At 69.5% G+C, this 16056-nt stretch carries 17 protein-coding genes; 9 read left to right on the plus strand and 8 right to left on the minus strand.

Annotated features, from left to right (window positions below):
• Nucleotides 1–11: 11 nt before the first annotated feature.
• Together purT and pspF are read right to left on the minus strand one after the other, a co-directional pair.
• Entirely contained in the window at nucleotides 12–1193 is a 1182-nt protein-coding gene (gene purT, locus ACJMK0_RS04140; protein ID WP_405235785.1) for a formate-dependent phosphoribosylglycinamide formyltransferase, read from the minus strand.
• Between the two features lie 164 nt (nucleotides 1194–1357).
• A complete protein-coding gene (gene pspF, locus ACJMK0_RS04145) occupies nucleotides 1358–2440 on the minus strand; it encodes a phage shock protein operon transcriptional activator (RefSeq protein ID WP_405235787.1) in 1083 nt (360 codons plus the stop codon).
• Between the two features lie 190 nt (nucleotides 2441–2630).
• On the opposite strand from pspF, the gene pspA reads away from it, so the two are divergent.
• Genes pspA through ACJMK0_RS04175 form a run of 6 tightly spaced genes read left to right on the plus strand, consistent with a single transcriptional unit; the run spans nucleotide 2631 to nucleotide 4947 of the window.
• Entirely contained in the window at nucleotides 2631–3329 is a 699-nt protein-coding gene (gene pspA, locus ACJMK0_RS04150; protein WP_405235789.1) for a phage shock protein PspA, read from the plus strand.
• Nucleotides 3330–3341: 12 nt separating this feature from the next.
• On the plus strand, nucleotides 3342–3557 hold the full coding sequence (gene pspB / locus ACJMK0_RS04155; RefSeq protein WP_405235791.1) for an envelope stress response membrane protein PspB: 216 nt from the start codon (nucleotides 3342–3344) through the stop codon (nucleotides 3555–3557).
• A complete protein-coding gene (locus ACJMK0_RS04160) occupies nucleotides 3554–3844 on the plus strand; it encodes a PspC domain-containing protein (RefSeq protein ID WP_405235793.1) in 291 nt (96 codons plus the stop codon). The genes pspB and ACJMK0_RS04160 overlap by 4 nt, the downstream gene beginning before the upstream one ends.
• Nucleotides 3841–4254 (plus strand): envelope stress response membrane protein PspC, encoded by a 414-nt coding sequence (pspC, locus tag ACJMK0_RS04165; RefSeq protein WP_405235795.1) that lies wholly within the window; start codon nucleotides 3841–3843, stop codon nucleotides 4252–4254. The genes ACJMK0_RS04160 and pspC overlap by 4 nt, the downstream gene beginning before the upstream one ends.
• The gene (locus tag ACJMK0_RS04170; protein WP_405235797.1) at nucleotides 4251–4478 is read left to right on the plus strand and encodes a hypothetical protein; all 228 of its coding nucleotides are present in this window, start codon (nucleotides 4251–4253) and stop codon (nucleotides 4476–4478) included. The genes pspC and ACJMK0_RS04170 overlap by 4 nt, the downstream gene beginning before the upstream one ends.
• A 4-nt stretch (nucleotides 4479–4482) precedes the next feature.
• Nucleotides 4483–4947: a DUF6231 family protein gene (locus ACJMK0_RS04175; protein ID WP_405235799.1), complete on the plus strand. Its 465-nt coding sequence runs from the start codon at nucleotides 4483–4485 to the stop codon at nucleotides 4945–4947.
• Between the two features lie 36 nt (nucleotides 4948–4983).
• Here ACJMK0_RS04175 and ACJMK0_RS04180 read toward each other — a convergent pair whose 3' ends face one another.
• Together ACJMK0_RS04180 and ACJMK0_RS04185 are read right to left on the minus strand one after the other, a co-directional pair.
• Nucleotides 4984–5346: a hypothetical protein gene (locus ACJMK0_RS04180; RefSeq protein ID WP_405235801.1), complete on the minus strand. Its 363-nt coding sequence runs from the start codon at nucleotides 5344–5346 to the stop codon at nucleotides 4984–4986.
• Between the two features lie 150 nt (nucleotides 5347–5496).
• Entirely contained in the window at nucleotides 5497–7962 is a 2466-nt protein-coding gene (locus tag ACJMK0_RS04185; RefSeq protein ID WP_405235803.1) for an EAL domain-containing protein, read from the minus strand.
• Nucleotides 7963–8275: 313 nt separating this feature from the next.
• On the opposite strand from ACJMK0_RS04185, the gene ACJMK0_RS04190 reads away from it, so the two are divergent.
• Entirely contained in the window at nucleotides 8276–9604 is a 1329-nt protein-coding gene (locus ACJMK0_RS04190; protein ID WP_405235805.1) for a response regulator, read from the plus strand.
• Between the two features lie 6 nt (nucleotides 9605–9610).
• Here ACJMK0_RS04190 and ACJMK0_RS04195 read toward each other — a convergent pair whose 3' ends face one another.
• A complete protein-coding gene (locus ACJMK0_RS04195) occupies nucleotides 9611–10039 on the minus strand; it encodes a bactofilin family protein (protein WP_405235807.1) in 429 nt (142 codons plus the stop codon).
• A 112-nt stretch (nucleotides 10040–10151) separates the two neighbouring features.
• A complete protein-coding gene (locus tag ACJMK0_RS04200; protein ID WP_405235809.1) occupies nucleotides 10152–10571 on the minus strand; it encodes a DUF2845 domain-containing protein in 420 nt (139 codons plus the stop codon).
• 86 nt (nucleotides 10572–10657) lie between these two features.
• Between ACJMK0_RS04200 and ACJMK0_RS04205 the strand changes: the two genes are divergently transcribed.
• The gene (locus tag ACJMK0_RS04205) at nucleotides 10658–11329 is read left to right on the plus strand and encodes a pyridoxamine 5'-phosphate oxidase family protein (RefSeq protein WP_405235811.1); all 672 of its coding nucleotides are present in this window, start codon (nucleotides 10658–10660) and stop codon (nucleotides 11327–11329) included.
• A gap of 149 nt (nucleotides 11330–11478) precedes the next feature.
• Complete coding sequence (gene gshA / locus ACJMK0_RS04210) at nucleotides 11479–13056, plus strand: glutamate--cysteine ligase (RefSeq protein ID WP_405235813.1); 1578 nt, start codon at nucleotides 11479–11481, stop codon at nucleotides 13054–13056.
• Nucleotides 13057–13098: 42 nt separating this feature from the next.
• Here gshA and ACJMK0_RS04215 read toward each other — a convergent pair whose 3' ends face one another.
• Both ACJMK0_RS04215 and ACJMK0_RS04220 read right to left on the minus strand, forming a co-directional pair.
• Complete coding sequence (locus tag ACJMK0_RS04215) at nucleotides 13099–14040, minus strand: isoaspartyl peptidase/L-asparaginase (RefSeq protein ID WP_405237890.1); 942 nt, start codon at nucleotides 14038–14040, stop codon at nucleotides 13099–13101.
• A gap of 11 nt (nucleotides 14041–14051) precedes the next feature.
• Nucleotides 14052–16022 (minus strand): zinc-dependent metalloprotease family protein, encoded by a 1971-nt coding sequence (locus ACJMK0_RS04220; RefSeq protein WP_405235815.1) that lies wholly within the window; start codon nucleotides 16020–16022, stop codon nucleotides 14052–14054.
• Nucleotides 16023–16056: the final 34 nt, after the last annotated feature.

The following is a 16056-nucleotide window of genomic DNA, read 5'->3' on the forward strand; positions in this document are numbered from 1 at the left end:
CGCCGGGATCTTCAGAACTTGCAGATGACGGCGCCGGCGGCGCGGCGCGCCTTGTCCCGTGCTTCCTCGATGCTGTCGCCTCTCGCGAGTGCGACCCCCAGCCGCCGCGAGCCCCGGATCTCCGGCTTGCCGAACAGCCTCAGGCTCGTGTCCGGCTCCTGCAGCGCCTTGTCCACGCCCTTGAAGCGGATGTTGTCGGAGTCGCCTTCCGCCACGATGGCGCAGGAGGCCGATGGCCCGAGCTGGCGGATCACCGGGATGGGCAGGCCGAGGATGGCGCGCACGTGCAGCGCGAACTGGGAGTTGTACTGGGAGATCATGGTCACCATGCCCGTGTCGTGGGGCCGCGGTGAGACCTCGCTGAACCAGACCTGGTCGCCCTTGACAAACAGTTCAACGCCGAACACGCCCCGGCCGCCGAGCGCGCCCACGATGGACCCTGCGACCCGCTGGGCGCGTTCCAGCGCCGTCTCGCTCATGGGCTGGGGTTGCCACGACTCCCGGTAGTCGCCTCGCAGCTGCAGATGACCGATGGGCTCGCAGAAGCTGATGGTGTCGTCGTGGCGCACCGTGAGCAGCGTGATCTCGTAGTCGAACTCGATCAGGCTCTCGACGATGACGCGGCCGCCGGCGCTGCGGCCGCCCTGCAGGGCATATTCCCAGGCGGCGTCGGCTTCCCCCGGTTCCCGGACGACGCTCTGCCCCTTGCCCGAGGAACTCATCACCGGTTTCACCACGCAGGGCAGGCCGATGGCCTCGATCGCCTGGCGGTATTCCGCCTCGGTGCCCGCGAAGCGGTAATCGGAGGTCGGCAGTTCCAGGTGCTCCGCGGCCAGCCGGCGGATGCCTTCCCGGTCCATGGTCAGGCGGGTCGCCTGGGCCGTCGGTATGATGCAGTGGCCCGTCTCCTCGAGTTCCTGCAGCACGGGGGTGGCAATCGCCTCGATCTCCGGCACCACGAAGTCCGGTTCCTCGTCCTCGATCACCTGACGCAGTGCCACCGGGTCGAGCATGTCGATGACGTGGGCGCGATGCGCCACGTGCATGGCCGGTGCATTGGCGTAGCGGTCCACGGCGATCACCTCAACACCGAAACGCTGTGCCTCTATCGCGATCTCCTTGCCGAGTTCGCCGGAGCCGAGCAGCATCATCCGGGTGGCATGCTCGCTGAGTGCCGTGCCGATTTTCTTCATGGGCGGTCTTGGTCTTGTGATCCTGGGGTCGCTGCTCGCGGTCTGGCGTCGTCTGCGCGGGCGTCGGTGCCCGAGGAGGCCTCGAGGGCCTGGAGGGAGATAGTAGCCCATCGAGGCCCGCCTGCCGAAGCCCGATTCACGGCCGGCTCACCGCCGCGTCCCGCTCAGTCGGCTTGCGCCGGCGTGCGGGCCGGCCTGCGGCGGCGGGACTGGCGCCGCACCGCGCCGTCCGGCCGGGACGGGATGTCGTGGCGCTTCAGGCAACCGCGGAACTGGTGGTAGGTCAGGCCGAGCAGACCGGCGGCCACGCGCTGGTTGTAGCGGGCCTTCTCGAGGGCCGCCCGCACGAGGGATGTCTCCAGCTCCGCGAGGCGCTCCCTGAGGTCGGTGGGCAGGCGGGGCTTGTCCCGGGCGGCCGGGGTCGACGGCGCCGCCGCCTCGTCCTCTTCGGCTTCCGCGCGCAGCCTGAACGGGGAGTCGAACGGGTCGAAGGCGATCTCCGCGATCTTCGCGTCGGGGTTCTCGCTGCGGTACACCGAGCGCTCGACGGCGTTCTTCAGCTCCCGGACGTTGCCCGGCCAGTGGTGGCGGAGCAGCGCGGAGGCCGCGCGGGCCGTGAAGCCGGGGAAGTACGCACGGCGCAGCTCGGCGGTCATGTTGACCGCGAACGTGTAGGCGAGCGGCAGGATATCGTCCAGCCGCTCCCTCAGCGGCGGTACCGTGATCACGTCGAATGCCAGCCGGTCCAGGAGGTCGGCCCGGAAGCGGCCGTCGGCGACCCGGGCCTGCAGGTCCTCGTTGGTCGAGCCGACGATGCGCACGTCCACCTGCAGGGTCTCGCTGCCGCCGACGCGCTCGAACTCCCCGTACTCGATCACCCTGAGGATCTTCTCCTGGGTGCGGATGGGAACGGTGGCGAGTTCGTCGAGCACCAGCGTGCCGCCGTCGGCGCGCTCGAAGTGCCCGACGTGCTTCCTGACCGCGCCGGTGAACGCCCCGGCTTCGTGCCCGAACAGCTCCGATTCCAGGATGCTCTCGGTCAGCGCGGCGCAGTTCACCTTCACCAGGGGCTGCTCCCAGCGTTCGGAGAGGAAGTGCAGCCGGGAGGCCACCAGCTCCTTGCCGGTGCCGCGCTCGCCGACGACCAGCACCGGTTTGGCGAGCGGCGCCGCCCGCGAGACGTGCTCGAGCATCTCCAGAAAGGCGGGCGCCTCGCCGATGATGGGTTGTTTCTGGCGGTCGTCCATTATTGGCTGATTCTGCTACAAGATGGTCGTTTATACTAATAGTTGGCTATTAATGCTATATTTGTGCTCGTCCAGGCGCTCGATCAGACTCGATTATCGGCATATAAATCAAGAGGTTGCTGGCACTCGGTCGATCTGGCACGGAACCTGCTATATCCACGATGCAAGGCAAACAACTGAGGAATGCGCTATGGGCATTTTTTCGCGATTCAGCGACATCGTTAACTCCAACATCAATGCCATCCTGGAGAAGGCGGAGGATCCGGAGAAGATCGTCCGGCTGATGATCCAGGAGATGGAAGACACCCTCGTCGAGGTGCGCTCCGCGGCGGCCCGCTCCATCGCCGACAAGAAGGAGCTCAACCGCAAGCTGGGCGCCCTGGAGGAGGAGCAGGCGGACTGGGAGCGCAAGGCCGAACTGGCGCTGGAGAAGGGACGCGAGGACCTCGCCAAGGCGGCGCTGGTCGAGAAGTCCCAGGTGGCCGCGGCGGCCGAGCAGGTGCGCTCCGACTACGCCCAGGTGGACGAGGGCCTGACCCGGCTGAACGAGGACATCGCCCGGCTGGAGGCCAAGCTCAAGGACGCGAAGGCGCGGCAGAAGACGCTGGTCTCGCGGCACAAGACGGCGACCAGCCGCCTGGCGGCCCGCAAGAAGATCCACGACTACAAGATCGAGGACGCGCTGGTGCGCTTCGAGCAGTACGAGCGCCGCATGGACGACGTGGAGGGCCGGGTCGAGGCCTACGACATGGGGCAGCCGAAGGGGCTCGAGCACGAGTTCGCCAGTCTGGAAGCCGAGGAAGCGGTCAACCGGGAGCTCGCCGAACTGAAGCGGCGGCGCGCCGGGAAGCAGGCGGGCAGCGCGAGCGAAGGCGGGAATCAGGCATAAATGGGCGAGACGATGTACATACTCGGAATCCTCTTCGTCACCATCGTTCTGCCGTTGTGGATCATCCTCCACTACGTGACGAAGTGGAAAAAGTCCCGCGAGCTCTCCGGCACCGAAGAGGAGATGCTCGAGGAGATCTGGACGCTGTCGCAGAACATGGAGAGCCGCCTGAACGCGCTGGAGACCATCCTTGACGACGAGGTCCCGGACTGGAGGAAGAAGACATGAGCCAGAACCCGTTCCACGAGCTCGGCGGCCGCCTGCGGCGGCTCTATCGGGACCGGGAGAACGGCCTGATACTGGGCCTGTGCGCCGGCATCGCCGATTACTTCGACGTCAACGTTCTGCTGGTGCGCGGGGTGGCGCTGGTCGCCCTCCTGGTCGCGCCGGTGCCGGTCGGCCTCACCTACCTGGTGGCCGCACTGCTGCTCCGCGACCGGCCGCTGAGCGTGCGCGATCATCACCGCGAGCGTGAGTTCTGGCGTCGCGGTACGAGCATGGGAGACCGCCTGTGAGTGAGAGAATCCAGGAGAGACGCTTCTACCGCGACCGCGAGCGCGGCATGATCTTCGGCGTCTGCGCGGGCATCGCGGACTACTTCGGCTTCGACCTGAAGGTCACGCGCATCCTCGCGGTCGTCGCGTTCTTCATATCGGCGCCGATGACGCTGCTGATCTACTTCGGCATCGCGCTGCTGATACCCTATCGGTCGATGGCGCCGGACGCAGTGCGGGAGGATCCGGATTTTCGCCGGGCGCTGCGCTCGTCCCCCCAGGCGACCATGGCGGAGATACGCCGCCGCTTCCAGCGGCTGGACAGCCGCCTGGCGCGCATGGAGCGCTACGTCACGTCGCCGCGCTTCAACCTGGACCGGGAATTCCGGGAGCTGGAGGCGCGCCGGGGACCGGGAGGTACTGATCGATGAGTTCTGCGCATATCTTCGTCATCGTCCTGGTGGCGATCGTGCTGCTGGCGGGCATCGCGAAGGAGTACCTCCGCCACCACCGGCGGGAGGAGGACCCGAAGCAGGACGAGGAGTGGGAGGCCACACTCGCGCGGCTCCGGGAACTGGAGGAGCGTGTGCGGGTGCTGGAGCGCATCGTCACCGATCCCCAGGAAGGCCTGCGCCGCGAGATCAACCGGCTCTGAGGGCATGAACCGGGAGCCGTCCCACAGCCAGGCCGGTGGTGCGGAGGACGCGCCCCTGACGGTGGCCGGCGAGCTGGATGCCCTGCCCGAGACCGCCTCCCTGCTGGTGATCGGGGCCGACCCGCCGGCCGGCCGAGACTGCGACCGTCTGCCTGCCGGCGCCACGGTCGCCGACCTGGACGGCCTCGGCATCTACGACCTGGGCCTCGTGCTCGATCTCGGCGCCGCGGACGAGTCGCTGCTGGGGCGCCTGCGCGATCTGCACACCCGGCGCCTGCTGGTAGCCGGCGAGGCCGCCCGCCGCTTCGAGCCCCGGACGATGCTCGCACTGGGTTTCGAACGCCACCCGAGCCCGGACGCCGACGGCGGTGCGTATCTCTACGACCGCGACCGCTTCAACCGGGAGCGGGAGTGGAACTCGCCCGACAACTGGGCGAACCCCGAGAATTTCGACAAATACCGCTGGTGAGCCGGCCGCGCCGTATCGGCGGGCCGATCGGCGACTCTAGTCGCTCTGGCCCTTGTAGGCGCGGACCTGCTCGTTGAAGCGCGCGCCGATCAGGTGCATCTGATCCACCGCGGCGTCATGGCGCTTGGTGAACATCGCTTCGCGTTTGGCCGCGACTTCCTCGTCCACATCGCCGGCCTCCGCGACTGCGGCGGCATGTTCTTCCTTGAGACAGTCGAGGTAGGCTTCCATGTCCGCGATGTAGGCCTTCACGGCTTTCTGCGCCGCGACCATCTCTTCCTGCGTGGCCGTCGTGCCGTTCGGTATCTCCACGCTCTGCTCGGGGTATACGCATTCCGCCTGCGCGGCGGCGGCGAAACCCGCGAGGCCGAGAACGACGGCGATTCTGAAGCTTTTCATGATGAGCCTGATCCTCCGGATTGACGTATTTTCGGTGCGACGCGGCGGCGGTCGGAGGGCGCCGCGGACGAGGGCGTCATTTAATCATCAATGCCCCGTCGCCGTGAAGTCGGTCGCCAACTTGCTGATATAAATAAAAACTTACGGGTGTCAGGCGAACAGTGCCCGATGGGTGTCCGTGCCGTCCTGCTGCGCGATCAGCAGCGCCAGGTAGTCGTCGGCGCTCATCGGCTCGCCGAACAGCAGGCCCTGCACGTAGGTGCAATCCAGCGTCTGCAGGAACGCGAGCTGCTCCTCGGTCTCCACCCCCTCGGCCACCACGTCCATCTTCAGGCTGCGGCCCATCTCGATGATCGTCGCCACGATGGTGGCATCGTCCGGGTCCACGGCGGCATCGCGCACGAAGGACTTGTCGATCTTAAGCGTGCTGATGGGGAACTGCTGCAACGCGCTCAGCGAGGAGTAGCCGGTGCCGAAGTCGTCGATGGCGAGATGCAGGCCCATGGCGTAGAGGTCGTCCAGCATGCGGATCGTGCGCTGCGTGTCCTCCATCAGGGTGGTCTCGGTGATCTCCAGCTCCAGGCAGGTGGGCGAGACGCCGTGGCGGCGCACGATCTGGTCCACCCGCTGCAGGAAATTGGCCTGCCGCAGCTGCTTCAGCGACAGGTTGACCGCCACCCGCCCGGGCAACGGCAGCGTCTGCTGCCAGCGGCGGTAGTCGGAGCAGACCCGTTCCAGCACCCATTCGCCGAGTTCGACGATCAGGTTGCTCTCCTCGGCCAGCGGGATGAACTCGGAGGGCAGGATCAGGCCCCGGTCCGGCAGCTCCCAGCGCACGAGGGCCTCCGCGCCGATGACGCTGCCGTCGCGCAGGTTGTACTTCGGCTGATAGTGCAGCAGCAGCTCGTCGCGCTCGTAGGCACGGCGCAGCCGGCTCTTCAGCATCAGCCGCTCCACCGCAGCCTCGTTCATCTCGGGCCGGTAGAAGCGGTGGCTGTTCCCGCCGGCCTTCTTCGCGTGGTACAGCGCGGCATCCGCATTGCGGATGAGATCGATGACGTTGCCTGCGTCCTCCGGGTAGAAGGCCACGCCGATGCTCGCCGTCATGAAGACTTCATTGGACTGCACGTGGAAGGGCTCGGCGAGGGCGGCGAGCAGGCGGCCGGCCACCTCCGATACCTCCCCCTCGGCGTGCTCCTCGTCGCGGATGTGCTCGAGGACGACGGCGAACTCGTCGCCCGCCAGCCGTCCGATCACGGTCTTCTCCGGCAGCTCGCGGATCAGCCGCTCGGTCATCGTCTCCAGGGTCGTATCGCCGGCCAGGTGGCCGAAGGTGTCGTTGATGTCCTTGAAGTGGTCGGCGTCGATGTAGAGCAGCGCCAGGCAGCGGCGCTCCCGGCGCGCCCTGGCGATGGCCCGCTGCAGCAGGTGCTGGAACTGCATGCGGTTCGGCACCTTGGTGAGGGCGTCGATGCGGGCGAGATAGCGGATGCGCTGCTCGGCGCGCTTGCGCTCGGTGATGTTCTGCACGGCGAAGATGCGCCCATCCGCCTCGCTGTCGTCGCCGCGCAGCGCCGAGCCGGTCCAGGACACCGGCACGTGCTGCCCGCCCCGGGTGACGAACACCGACTCGCTCGGGGCGCCGCCTTCCGGCTCGGAGCGGAACTTGCGCCGGTACTCCGGCGCCACCAGATCGGTGACGGGCAGGCCCACGAGTTCCTCCGAGCGGTAGCCGAGCAGGCGGCCGATGGCCGTGTTCACCCGGGCGATCCGGCCGTCGGGATCGCAGACGATCACGCCGTCGTTCATGCTGTTCAGGATGCGGTCGAGATAGTCGCGGGAGATGGTGGTGTCGCGCAGCGTCTCGCGCATCTCGTTGAACGCCGTGGCGAGGTCGCCGAGTTCGTCGCTCCGCTCCACCGCCATGCGCTCGCCGTAGTGGCCGCTGCTCACGTCCCGGGCCTGGCGGATCAGCTCCTGGATGGGCAGCACGAGCCGCCGCGCCGTGAACCAGGCGACCGCGGCGCAGGCCAGCAGTATCAGCAGGGTGAATACGAGCAGCCGGACCAGGGCGCGGTTGCGATGCTCCCGAGTGACCGACTCCAGTCGCTCGCGGAATCCCGCGATGCCCTGCACCACTTCCGTCTGCGCGAACTCCGCCTGCAGCTCCCCGACGGTCTCGCCGCCCGCGCGGATGGGCTGCACGGCGACGACGGTGTCTTCTCCCCAGTAGGGGGCACCCAGCGCCAGCACGGCCGCTTCCGTCGCGATGGGCGCGCCGGCGCCGACCACCGCACGGTTCTCGGCGTCCAGGATGGCGAGGCCCCGCAGCATGTCCAGATCCGCCAGCGCTTCGTCCAGGACTGCCTGCACGGCGTCCGTGTCGCCGCCGGCGAGCGGCGCGTCCACTTCGCGCTCCAGCGCCGCGACGGACTCGAGCACGCGCGCCTCGAACTGCCGCGTGAGCAGCTCCTCCTTCTGCGCGACGCCGGCCTCGCTGAGTTCGGCGGCGAGGTGGGTGTAGTTGACTACGAGCAGACCGGCCACCGTGCATACGATGGCCACCGACAGCGCGATCGCCGTCGTCAGGTATTTAGGCAGCAGTTTCCGCCACATAGCGGAGCCGGCGGCCGTCAGGCCGACCCGGGCCTCGAGGTCCTGCGCGCCGCGGTATTCCTGCGATGACCCGTGACGGGCTCCAGCATGGCCACTCCTCCGATTTTCCTTATTGTTCTTCTTGGGGAAGTTGTTCGCTCTCTCCCTCGCGTCCAGAGTCTACCCCAGCCGGGGCGCGAGCGGCGAGTGTCGCCGAATGCCGTCAGGCTGTCGCCCGGACGCGCCGTCAGTCCGGTGCGCGCCGGCCGCCGCGTGTAGAATGAGCCCATCCGCGGGGAGGTTGCGTGGCAGGAGCGGCCTGGACGGACTGGGGATGGAGAAGAAGTGCGCATTGATCGTTGACGACTCGCGCTCCGCGCGGGTTGTGCTGCGCCGTCTGCTCGAGAGCCACGACCTCGACGTGGCCACGGCCGAGTCCGCCGAAGAGGCGCTGGAATACCTGGCCGACCACCGCCCCGACGTGATCTTCATGGATCACATGATGCCGGGCATGGACGGCTTCGAGGCGGTGCGGGCCATCAAGGACAACCCCGACACGGCCACCATCCCCATCATGATGTACACCTCCCAGGAGGGAGAACTGTACGTGGGCCAGGCTCGCGCCCTCGGCGCGGTGGGCGTGCTGCCGAAACAAGTGGCGCCGGTCGAGGTCTCGAAGGTGCTCGAGTCGCTGCGTCTCATCGAATCCAGTGCGGAGGCCGCGCCCGACGGCGGCCAGGCGGGCATCGCCCGGTCCAGCGGCGACACCGCGGCCGATCTGCAGGCGCTCTCGGGGCTGGACGTCGGCCTGCGGGAGATGATCCAGGACCTGTTCGAGCAGCAGCGCTCCATCATCCGCCGCGACCTCATCGACAGCTACGAATCCATCGCCGCGCGGGTGGCCGACGAGATCGGCAGCCGCCGGGAGCCCGGCGACGACGCGCCCGCGTCGGGCGGCACGCTGCCCCGGGTGGCGCTGGCGGCCGTCGCCGTGCTGACCGTGGCGGCCCTCGTCTTCGGCTGGCTCTACATCAAGGCCGAGCGCCAGTGGCAGGCGGAGCGCGTTCGCTCCGAACAGCTGCTGGAACAGCTGCGCAACCGCCAGGCGATCGTGGCCGACGGCACCGTGGCCATCGAGGAGCGCATGAGCCAGACCCGCGCCGGCTATGCCAGCGCCCTCGAACAGGCGCTGGAGGCGGTGCAGTGGGCGGTGAACCAGAACGGCCGCTATGCCTGGGCGGAGCTTGCCTTCGGCGAAGAGCAGCGCCTGGTGCTGGAGGAGTTGCTGGATCGGCTGGATGCCATGGGCTTCGTTGGCCGGGTCCGCGTCGTCTCCCACGTGGGCGACTTCTGTCTGCGGGAGGCCGGCGGCGACGACTACGAAGTGGCGCCGCCGGATCTGCCGCTGACCGGCTGCGACCGGCTGGGCCTGTCGGCCGAGGAGGCCGTTACCCGTGGCCTGCGCCAGTCGGTGGCTTTCGCCAACTTCCTCGGCACCGTGGAGACCCGCTACGGCGGTCGTATCCGGGTCGAGACCGGCACGGCCGGCAACACCGAGCCGGTGCTGGTCTATCCGCCGGTGACGGATGCGCTGCGTGCGGGAGAATGGAACCGGGTGGCTGCGGTGAACAACCGCATCCGGGTGGAGATCCTGCCGGACTGAGCGGCCTCAGCCGGTGCCGGTCAGGGCCTCGTCGTCGTCCTGCTGCGCCCGCTTCTCGACGAAGGTCTCCGGCTCTCGCGGCCCGGTCGTGCGGATGGCGCCGTCCACGACCGCCCCCTCGGCGACCGCGATCGCCTCGCCGGTGACCGTACCCTTGATCCTGGCGCTGGGCGCGATCTCGAGCCTGCCGTTGGCGATCACCTCGCCTTCGATCTCCCCGGCCAGGACCACGTTGCGGGCCTGCAGCACGCCGATCCAGCGTCCGCCCGGCGCCACGGTGACCGTTCCATCCAGGTGGCAGTCGCCTTCGACTTCGCCGCAGATCACGAAGTCGCCCTTGCCGGAGAGTTCGCCCTGCACGCGGCAGCCCTGGCCGATCAGCGTGGCCGGGCCGCTGCTGCGGTCGAGTAGCCGGCGGAATTTCCTGTCGCTCATGTCGTCGCCCCGGGGGTGAGAGTTCGGGATTATGTTAGGGCTTCCCGTCCGGTGAATTCGTGACACAGTTGGCAATTGGCCCCGAAAGAGCGGGCCCCGGAAGAGCGGAGCGCTATTCCACGTATCCGCGCTCCAGGGTCTCGATCCGGGTGACGATGCCGTCCTCGAAACGCACCCGCCGCATGAATTTGTTCGGCCCGAGGTTCCAGGTGAGGTCCCTTATCTCGACCTCCACCCACGGCGGCGTACCCCAGCCGTAGATATGCCGCCGGATCACTCCGGAGTCCGGCGCGCGTGTGGTCTTGCCGATGAAGACGTTGCGGCGCAGGACGGTGCGCGTCTGCTCGTGATCGGGCTCTCCGCACAGGTCGAGCACCTTGGTGATGTGCATGCCCTCGCTCACCAGCTTGTTGCCGCAGCGAAAGGCGTGCGCCTCGGGTGCCAGCGCCAGGGCGAGCAGCACGCAGAGTGCGGCAGCGGCGCGGCGGAGCCGGCCGGTCGTGCGCAGCGATTTTCTGCCCGTTATCTGCATGATCCACAGTGTAGCGCGGCGTGTGGGGCCTTGCAGCGGCGGCACGGGACGGGTATCCCTGCGTCGGCACACCGACGGGGATTGGCATGGAAACCGACCGACCGGAACATCTGGAGAAGCTGCTGCAGCAATGCTGGGCTTACCTGGAGGAGGGCGCCGGCTCCGCCCGCAGTCCCTTCCATACGGCCGTGCTGGGCACGGTCGAGGACGGCGAACCCCACCTGCGGACCGTGGTGCTGCGGGACGCCGACCGGGAGGCCGGCCGGGTGCTCTGCCACACCGACGTCCGTTCGGCGAAGGTCCGGCAGATCGGGGCCGATGCGCCGGTGAGCTGGCTGTTGTACGACCCGGGGCGCAAGGTACAGCTCCGCCTCGAGGGGTGGGCCAGGGTGCATGCCGGGGATGCACTGGCAGACGAGCGCTGGCGGTCCAGTGCCGCGGGATCCCGTCGCTGCTACCTCGTGGAGCCGGGACCCGGTGCCGTGCTGGCGAGTGCCGGCTCCACCCTGCCGCAGGGGCTGCGCGAGAGGCGGCCGGAGCCGGAGGAGACGGAGCCGGGGCGCGGGAACTTCGCCGTCGTGGCAGCGGGCATCGAGCGCATCGACTGGCTGCACCTCACCGCCGACGGGCACCGGCGTGCGCGCTTCCGGCGCGCGGGCCCTGCCGGTAACGGTGGCCGGCACCGGGGCGATGACCGCGACCACGGCTGCGGTCATGACTGCGGCCAGGGCTGGGCGGGAGACTGGATCGCGCCCTGATCCGGCCGTACCCGTCTCACGGCTGGCGGCGCGTCGCGCTGTCGGTTTAGACTCTCCCGCTTGTCGCGGCATGCCGCAGCGGCCCGGTCCGCCGGACGGCGCGTCCGTCAGCGCGGAGCCAGGTTGCTGCTGGGGCTCGAGGGGGCTCGGTGGATCGAAAACTCGATAAACGGCTGGAGCGCCTCGCCGCTTCCAGCACGGCGGGTCTGCTGCGCGGCGGCCGCAAGGGCGTGGAGAAGGAGTCGCTGCGCGTCACGCCCGAAGGCTACATCTCGCCACTGCCCCATCCGCGCGGTCTGGGTTCCGCGCTCACCAACCGCTATATCACCACCGACTTCTCCGAGGCGCTGATCGAGTTCGTGACGCCCGCCTTCCCCGCGCTGTGGGAGACCGTTCAGTTTCTGTGCGACGTGCACCAGTTCGCCTATCGGCAGATCGGCGACGAACTGCTGTGGGTCACTTCCATGCCCTGCCGGGTGGGCGACGAGGACAGCATCCCGCTGGCCGATTACGGCCCCTCGAACGTCGGCCGGATGAAGAAGGTCTATCGGCGCGGGCTCGGGTATCGCTACGGCCGGGTCATGCAGACGATCTCGGGGGTGCACTTCAACTACTCTCTGCCCGAGCATTTCTGGCACGAGTATCAGGAGCACGAAGGCGACGCCGGGCCGGCGGACGCGTTCCGCTCCGCCCACTACTTCGGCCTGCTGCGCAACTTCCGCCGCGAGGGCTGGCTGCTCCTCTACCTGTTCGGCGCCTCGCCGGCGATGTGCAAGTCGTTCCTCGCCGACGACTACCCGACCATCCCGGAGTTCGACGCAGAGACGCTGTTCGAGCCTTACGCCACCTCGCTGCGCATGAGCGACTTCGGCTACAGCAATCGTACCCAGGCGAAGCTGAACATCTCGCTGAACGACCTGTCGAGTTACGTCGCCGATCTGGACGCCGCCATCAACACCCCGGAGCCGGACTACGAGCGCATCGGCCTGCTGGTGGACGGCGTGCACCGGCAGCTGAACGCGAACATCCTGCAGATCGAGAACGAGTACTACAGCCCGATCCGGCCGAAGCGCACGGCCCGCTCCGGCGAGCGGCCCACGGCGGCGCTGCTGCGCGGCGGCGTGGAGTACGTGGAGGTGCGCGCCCTGGACCTGAACCCCTTCGATCCGGTAGGCGTCAATCAGAACGAGCTGCGGTTCGTCGAATGCTTCCTGATCTACTGTCTGCTGAAGGACAGCCCGCTCCTGGACGAAGAGGCGCTGGCAGAGGCCGGCGCAAACCAGACCGCCACCGCTCATTCGGGTCGGGACCCGGGCCTGTATCTGAAGCGCGACGGCCGCGGCGTCCTGCTGGCCGACTGGGCCGCCGACATCCTCGCCGATATGGCGCCAGTGGCGGAGATCCTCGACCGCGGGCTCGATGGCACCCCCTACGGCGATACGCTGGCCCACCAGCGGGAGCTGGTCGAAGACCCGGACCGCACGCCTTCCGCTCGCCTGGTGGCCGAGCTGGTGGAGAGCGGCGCCAGTTTCTTCGAGTTCGCGCTGGAGGCGGCGCGCAGCCACAAGTCGTATTTCCGCACGCTGCAGCCGGTGAACGAGCGCCGCCAGGCGGAATTCGAGGAAGAGGCGCGGCGCTCCCGCGAGCGCCAGCGCGAGCTCGAGGCGTCCGAGACCATCAGCTTCGAGGAGCACGTCGCCCGCTACTACGCGAGCGCCGGCGTCTAGGCAGGAGCCGCAGCGGAAACCGGCCGGACGCCCGGCCGCCGGTCAGGATCGGCCGGCGAACACCGCCGTGGTCACGCGCCCCCGCCAGTCGATGCCGCCCCGGTACATGCCCGGGCAGTTCTGCTCGAACACGGGCATACCCGCCCCGTCGAGGGTGATGAGCCCGCCGTTGCCGCCCAGCGAGCGCAGCTTCTCGCCCACCACCCGCCGGGCCGCCGCGGCCAGCCCGGCGCCGGCGTAGCGGATCATCGCGGCCACGTCGTGGGCCGCCGCCGTGCGCAGGAAGTACTCGCCGTCGCCGGTGGTCGACACCGCGCAGACGCCGTTCTCCGCCCAGGTGCCCGCGCCGATCACCGGCGTGTCGCCCACACGGCCCCAGCGCTTGTTGGTGAGGCCGCCCGTGGAAGTGGCCGCCGCCAGGTTGCCGCCGCCGTCCAGCGCCACGGCGCCGACCGTGCCCAGGCTGAACTCCTCCGGGCGCGCCGCGCTGTCGGCCCCCGCCGCCGCACGGGCGCGTTCCCACTCGGCGCGGCGTTGGGGGGTCGAGAACCAGTCCGGTTCGACCAGCGCGAGCCCCTGCTGGCGGGCGAAGGCTTCCGCGCCCTCGCCCGCCAGCAGCACGTAAGGGGTATGCTCCAGCACGGCCCGGGCGGCGAGCACCGGGTTGCGCACACGGCACACTCCGGCCACGGCGCCGGCCGCCAGGTTGCTGCCGTCCATGATCGAGGCGTCCAGCTCATGGCCGCCGGCGTGGTTGAAGACCGCGCCGCGGCCGGCGTTGAACAGGGGCTCGTCTTCCAGCGCGACGACCGCCGCGGTCACTGCGTCCATCGCGCTGCCACCGGCGGTGAGCACTTCGTGACCGGCCGAGAGCGCCTCGCGCAGGGCTTCGTGGTAGGGGGCTTCCCGGTCGGGCGGCAGGTCCTCGCGGCGGACGAGCCCGGCGCCGCCGTGGACGGCGATTGCCGTGCGGCCGGGCTGCATCGCGGTCCGGCTCACGCGCTCCGCCGGCCCGCGCCGAGACAACCCGCCGCCAGCAGTAGCAGCCAGAGCCCGTGGCCGCCGCCACCGCCGCCAGCGCTGGTCGCGGCGGCCGTGCTGCTGACTTCGATGCTGCGGCTGGCGGTGTTGTCGCCCTCGTCCGGGTCGCCCTGCGTTGCGCTCACGGTCGCCTCCACCGTACCGCTGCCATCCCGTGTCGCGTCGACCGTCAGGTCGATGGCCAGCGTGTCGCCGCCGGCAAGAGCCGCCGCCTCGCAGCGGACCGTGCCCGCGGTGACGGTGCAGTCCGCGGTGCCGGGCGTCGCCGCCGGCTCGAGGAAGGCCGGGATGCCGGCCGTGACGACCACTCCGGTGGCGGTGCGCGCAGATGCGTTGGTGACGGTCAGCGCGAGCGTGGCGCGGGCGCCGCGGGCGAGGGAGGCGGGTGCCTGCAGTGCGATGCCCAGATCCGCAGCCGGGTCGATGCGCAGCGCCGCGGTGGCCGTGTTGTTGGACGGCTGGGTGTCGCTGTCTGCCCGGACCTCCGCCGCCAGGTTGAGCGCGCCCGCGCCGGCGGCGGCAAGAGTCAGGTTCGCCGTTGCCGAGCCGCCCGCCGCCACCGTGCCGATGGTGCACTCCGCGCCGCCCGCCGCCGCCGTGCAGAGCGAGCCGGCGTCGCGCAGGCTCACGCCCGTCGGGAGGTCGACGCTCATGGACACCAGCTCCGCCGTGGCCGTGCCCAGATTACTCGCGGTCAGCTCGAGATCGACGATACCGCCTTCCAGCACCGTCGCCGGGGAGACGGTCGCGGTGATGGTCATGTCCGCGTCGGGCAGGGCCTTCAGGCAGAAGGCGGATGCGACCTGCGGCGCCATCTGTTCCAGGCTGCAGGCGGAGAACGTGGAGCTGCCGTTCAGCCGCGGCGCCATCAGGAAATCCTGGGGCGTGCTCTCGCACGCCGAGCCGTCTTCCCCGTCGTGGGGCGAACCGAAGTTGTGGCCGATCTCGTGGGCACCGATCAGGCTGTCCGTGGTCACGGTGCGGCGGCCCTCGCTCAGCCCCGCGCCGAAGCGCGTGCTGCAGAGCGCGCGGGTGTAGGCGATGCCCGCGGTACTGTCGTCCAGGTCCCTGCCGGTGTAGAGATGCACCAGACCGAGATTCCGCAAATCGGGCTGACCGGACTTGTAGTTGCCGAGGTCGGCCAGCAGCGTGGTCGGGTCGGTGGAGTCGGTGAACGGGTCGTTCGCCGCGGTGAAGACCCGGAAGTCGGTGACGTTGATCGTAACGCCCACCTGCTCCGAGAAGATCCCGTCGATGTTGTTCAGCCGCGTGGCCAGTGCCGCCACCGGGTCCGGGTGACGGGCCGTGAAGTCCGCGTCGGCGAGCACGGCGATGTCGATCTCGCTCTCGACGGTCTTCGCGAGTTCCCGCACCAGCCCGTCGAAGCCGGCCTTGGCGCTGCCCGCAGGGAAGGCGGGCCCGTCGGCGACGGCGCAGCCGAGGGCGTCCGGCGCGAGGCGCATGTCCGCCAGCCGGAATACTACTGGCGCGCCGCCGGCATCGGCGGTGACATCGGCATTGGTGTCCGCCACAGGGAGCGCGGCGGCGGACTCGAGCGCGTAGAGTTCGATGCCGTCCCACATCAGGCCCGCCCAGCGGCCGTCCCCGCCGCGGGTCAGGCGCAGCCAGGAGCCCGGCGCGCCGGCGATGCGGCCGCGATAGAGCTCCACACCGCCGTCACGCCCGGCAGCGTTGCGCCCGAGCGCTGCAGACAGCCTGGCGTTGGGCGCCAGTTCGAGGCGCCAGCTGCGGCCGAAGGCGGTGAAATCCAGCATCCCGCCGCCCGCAGGCTGCGCCTCGAAGGCCCAGCCCTGCGGCGACTCGTGGTGGAGGATGGTGACGTCCGCCGCCGCAGCGGACGGCGCGAGCGCCGGGGCAACCGACAGTAGCGAGAGGAGCGACAGGAGCAGGATCGGTCTGTGCATGGGCTTCGAGCGCGCCGCCGGCCGGGGCCCGGCG

It is taken from the genome of Lentisalinibacter orientalis, assembly GCF_040706535.1.
GTDB lineage: Bacteria > Pseudomonadota > Gammaproteobacteria > Steroidobacterales > Woeseiaceae > Lentisalinibacter > Lentisalinibacter orientalis.

Coding starts and splice junctions, on each gene's coding strand:
- purT (WP_405235785.1), bottom strand. CDS start 1,193: ATGAAGAAAATCGGCACGGCACTCAGCGAGCATGCCACCCGGATGATG.
- pspF (WP_405235787.1), bottom strand. CDS start 2,440: ATGGACGACCGCCAGAAACAACCCATCATCGGCGAGGCGCCCGCCTTT.
- pspA (WP_405235789.1), top strand. CDS start 2,631: ATGGGCATTTTTTCGCGATTCAGCGACATCGTTAACTCCAACATCAAT.
- pspB (WP_405235791.1), top strand. CDS start 3,342: ATGTACATACTCGGAATCCTCTTCGTCACCATCGTTCTGCCGTTGTGG.
- ACJMK0_RS04160 (WP_405235793.1), top strand. CDS start 3,554: ATGAGCCAGAACCCGTTCCACGAGCTCGGCGGCCGCCTGCGGCGGCTC.
- ACJMK0_RS04170 (WP_405235797.1), top strand. CDS start 4,251: ATGAGTTCTGCGCATATCTTCGTCATCGTCCTGGTGGCGATCGTGCTG.
- ACJMK0_RS04175 (WP_405235799.1), top strand. CDS start 4,483: ATGAACCGGGAGCCGTCCCACAGCCAGGCCGGTGGTGCGGAGGACGCG.
- ACJMK0_RS04180 (WP_405235801.1), bottom strand. CDS start 5,346: ATGAAAAGCTTCAGAATCGCCGTCGTTCTCGGCCTCGCGGGTTTCGCC.
- ACJMK0_RS04185 (WP_405235803.1), bottom strand. CDS start 7,962: ATGTGGCGGAAACTGCTGCCTAAATACCTGACGACGGCGATCGCGCTG.
- ACJMK0_RS04190 (WP_405235805.1), top strand. CDS start 8,276: ATGGAGAAGAAGTGCGCATTGATCGTTGACGACTCGCGCTCCGCGCGG.
- ACJMK0_RS04195 (WP_405235807.1), bottom strand. CDS start 10,039: ATGAGCGACAGGAAATTCCGCCGGCTACTCGACCGCAGCAGCGGCCCG.
- ACJMK0_RS04200 (WP_405235809.1), bottom strand. CDS start 10,571: ATGCAGATAACGGGCAGAAAATCGCTGCGCACGACCGGCCGGCTCCGC.
- ACJMK0_RS04205 (WP_405235811.1), top strand. CDS start 10,658: ATGGAAACCGACCGACCGGAACATCTGGAGAAGCTGCTGCAGCAATGC.
- ACJMK0_RS04215 (WP_405237890.1), bottom strand. CDS start 14,040: ATGCAGCCCGGCCGCACGGCAATCGCCGTCCACGGCGGCGCCGGGCTC.
- ACJMK0_RS04220 (WP_405235815.1), bottom strand. CDS start 16,022: ATGCACAGACCGATCCTGCTCCTGTCGCTCCTCTCGCTACTGTCGGTT.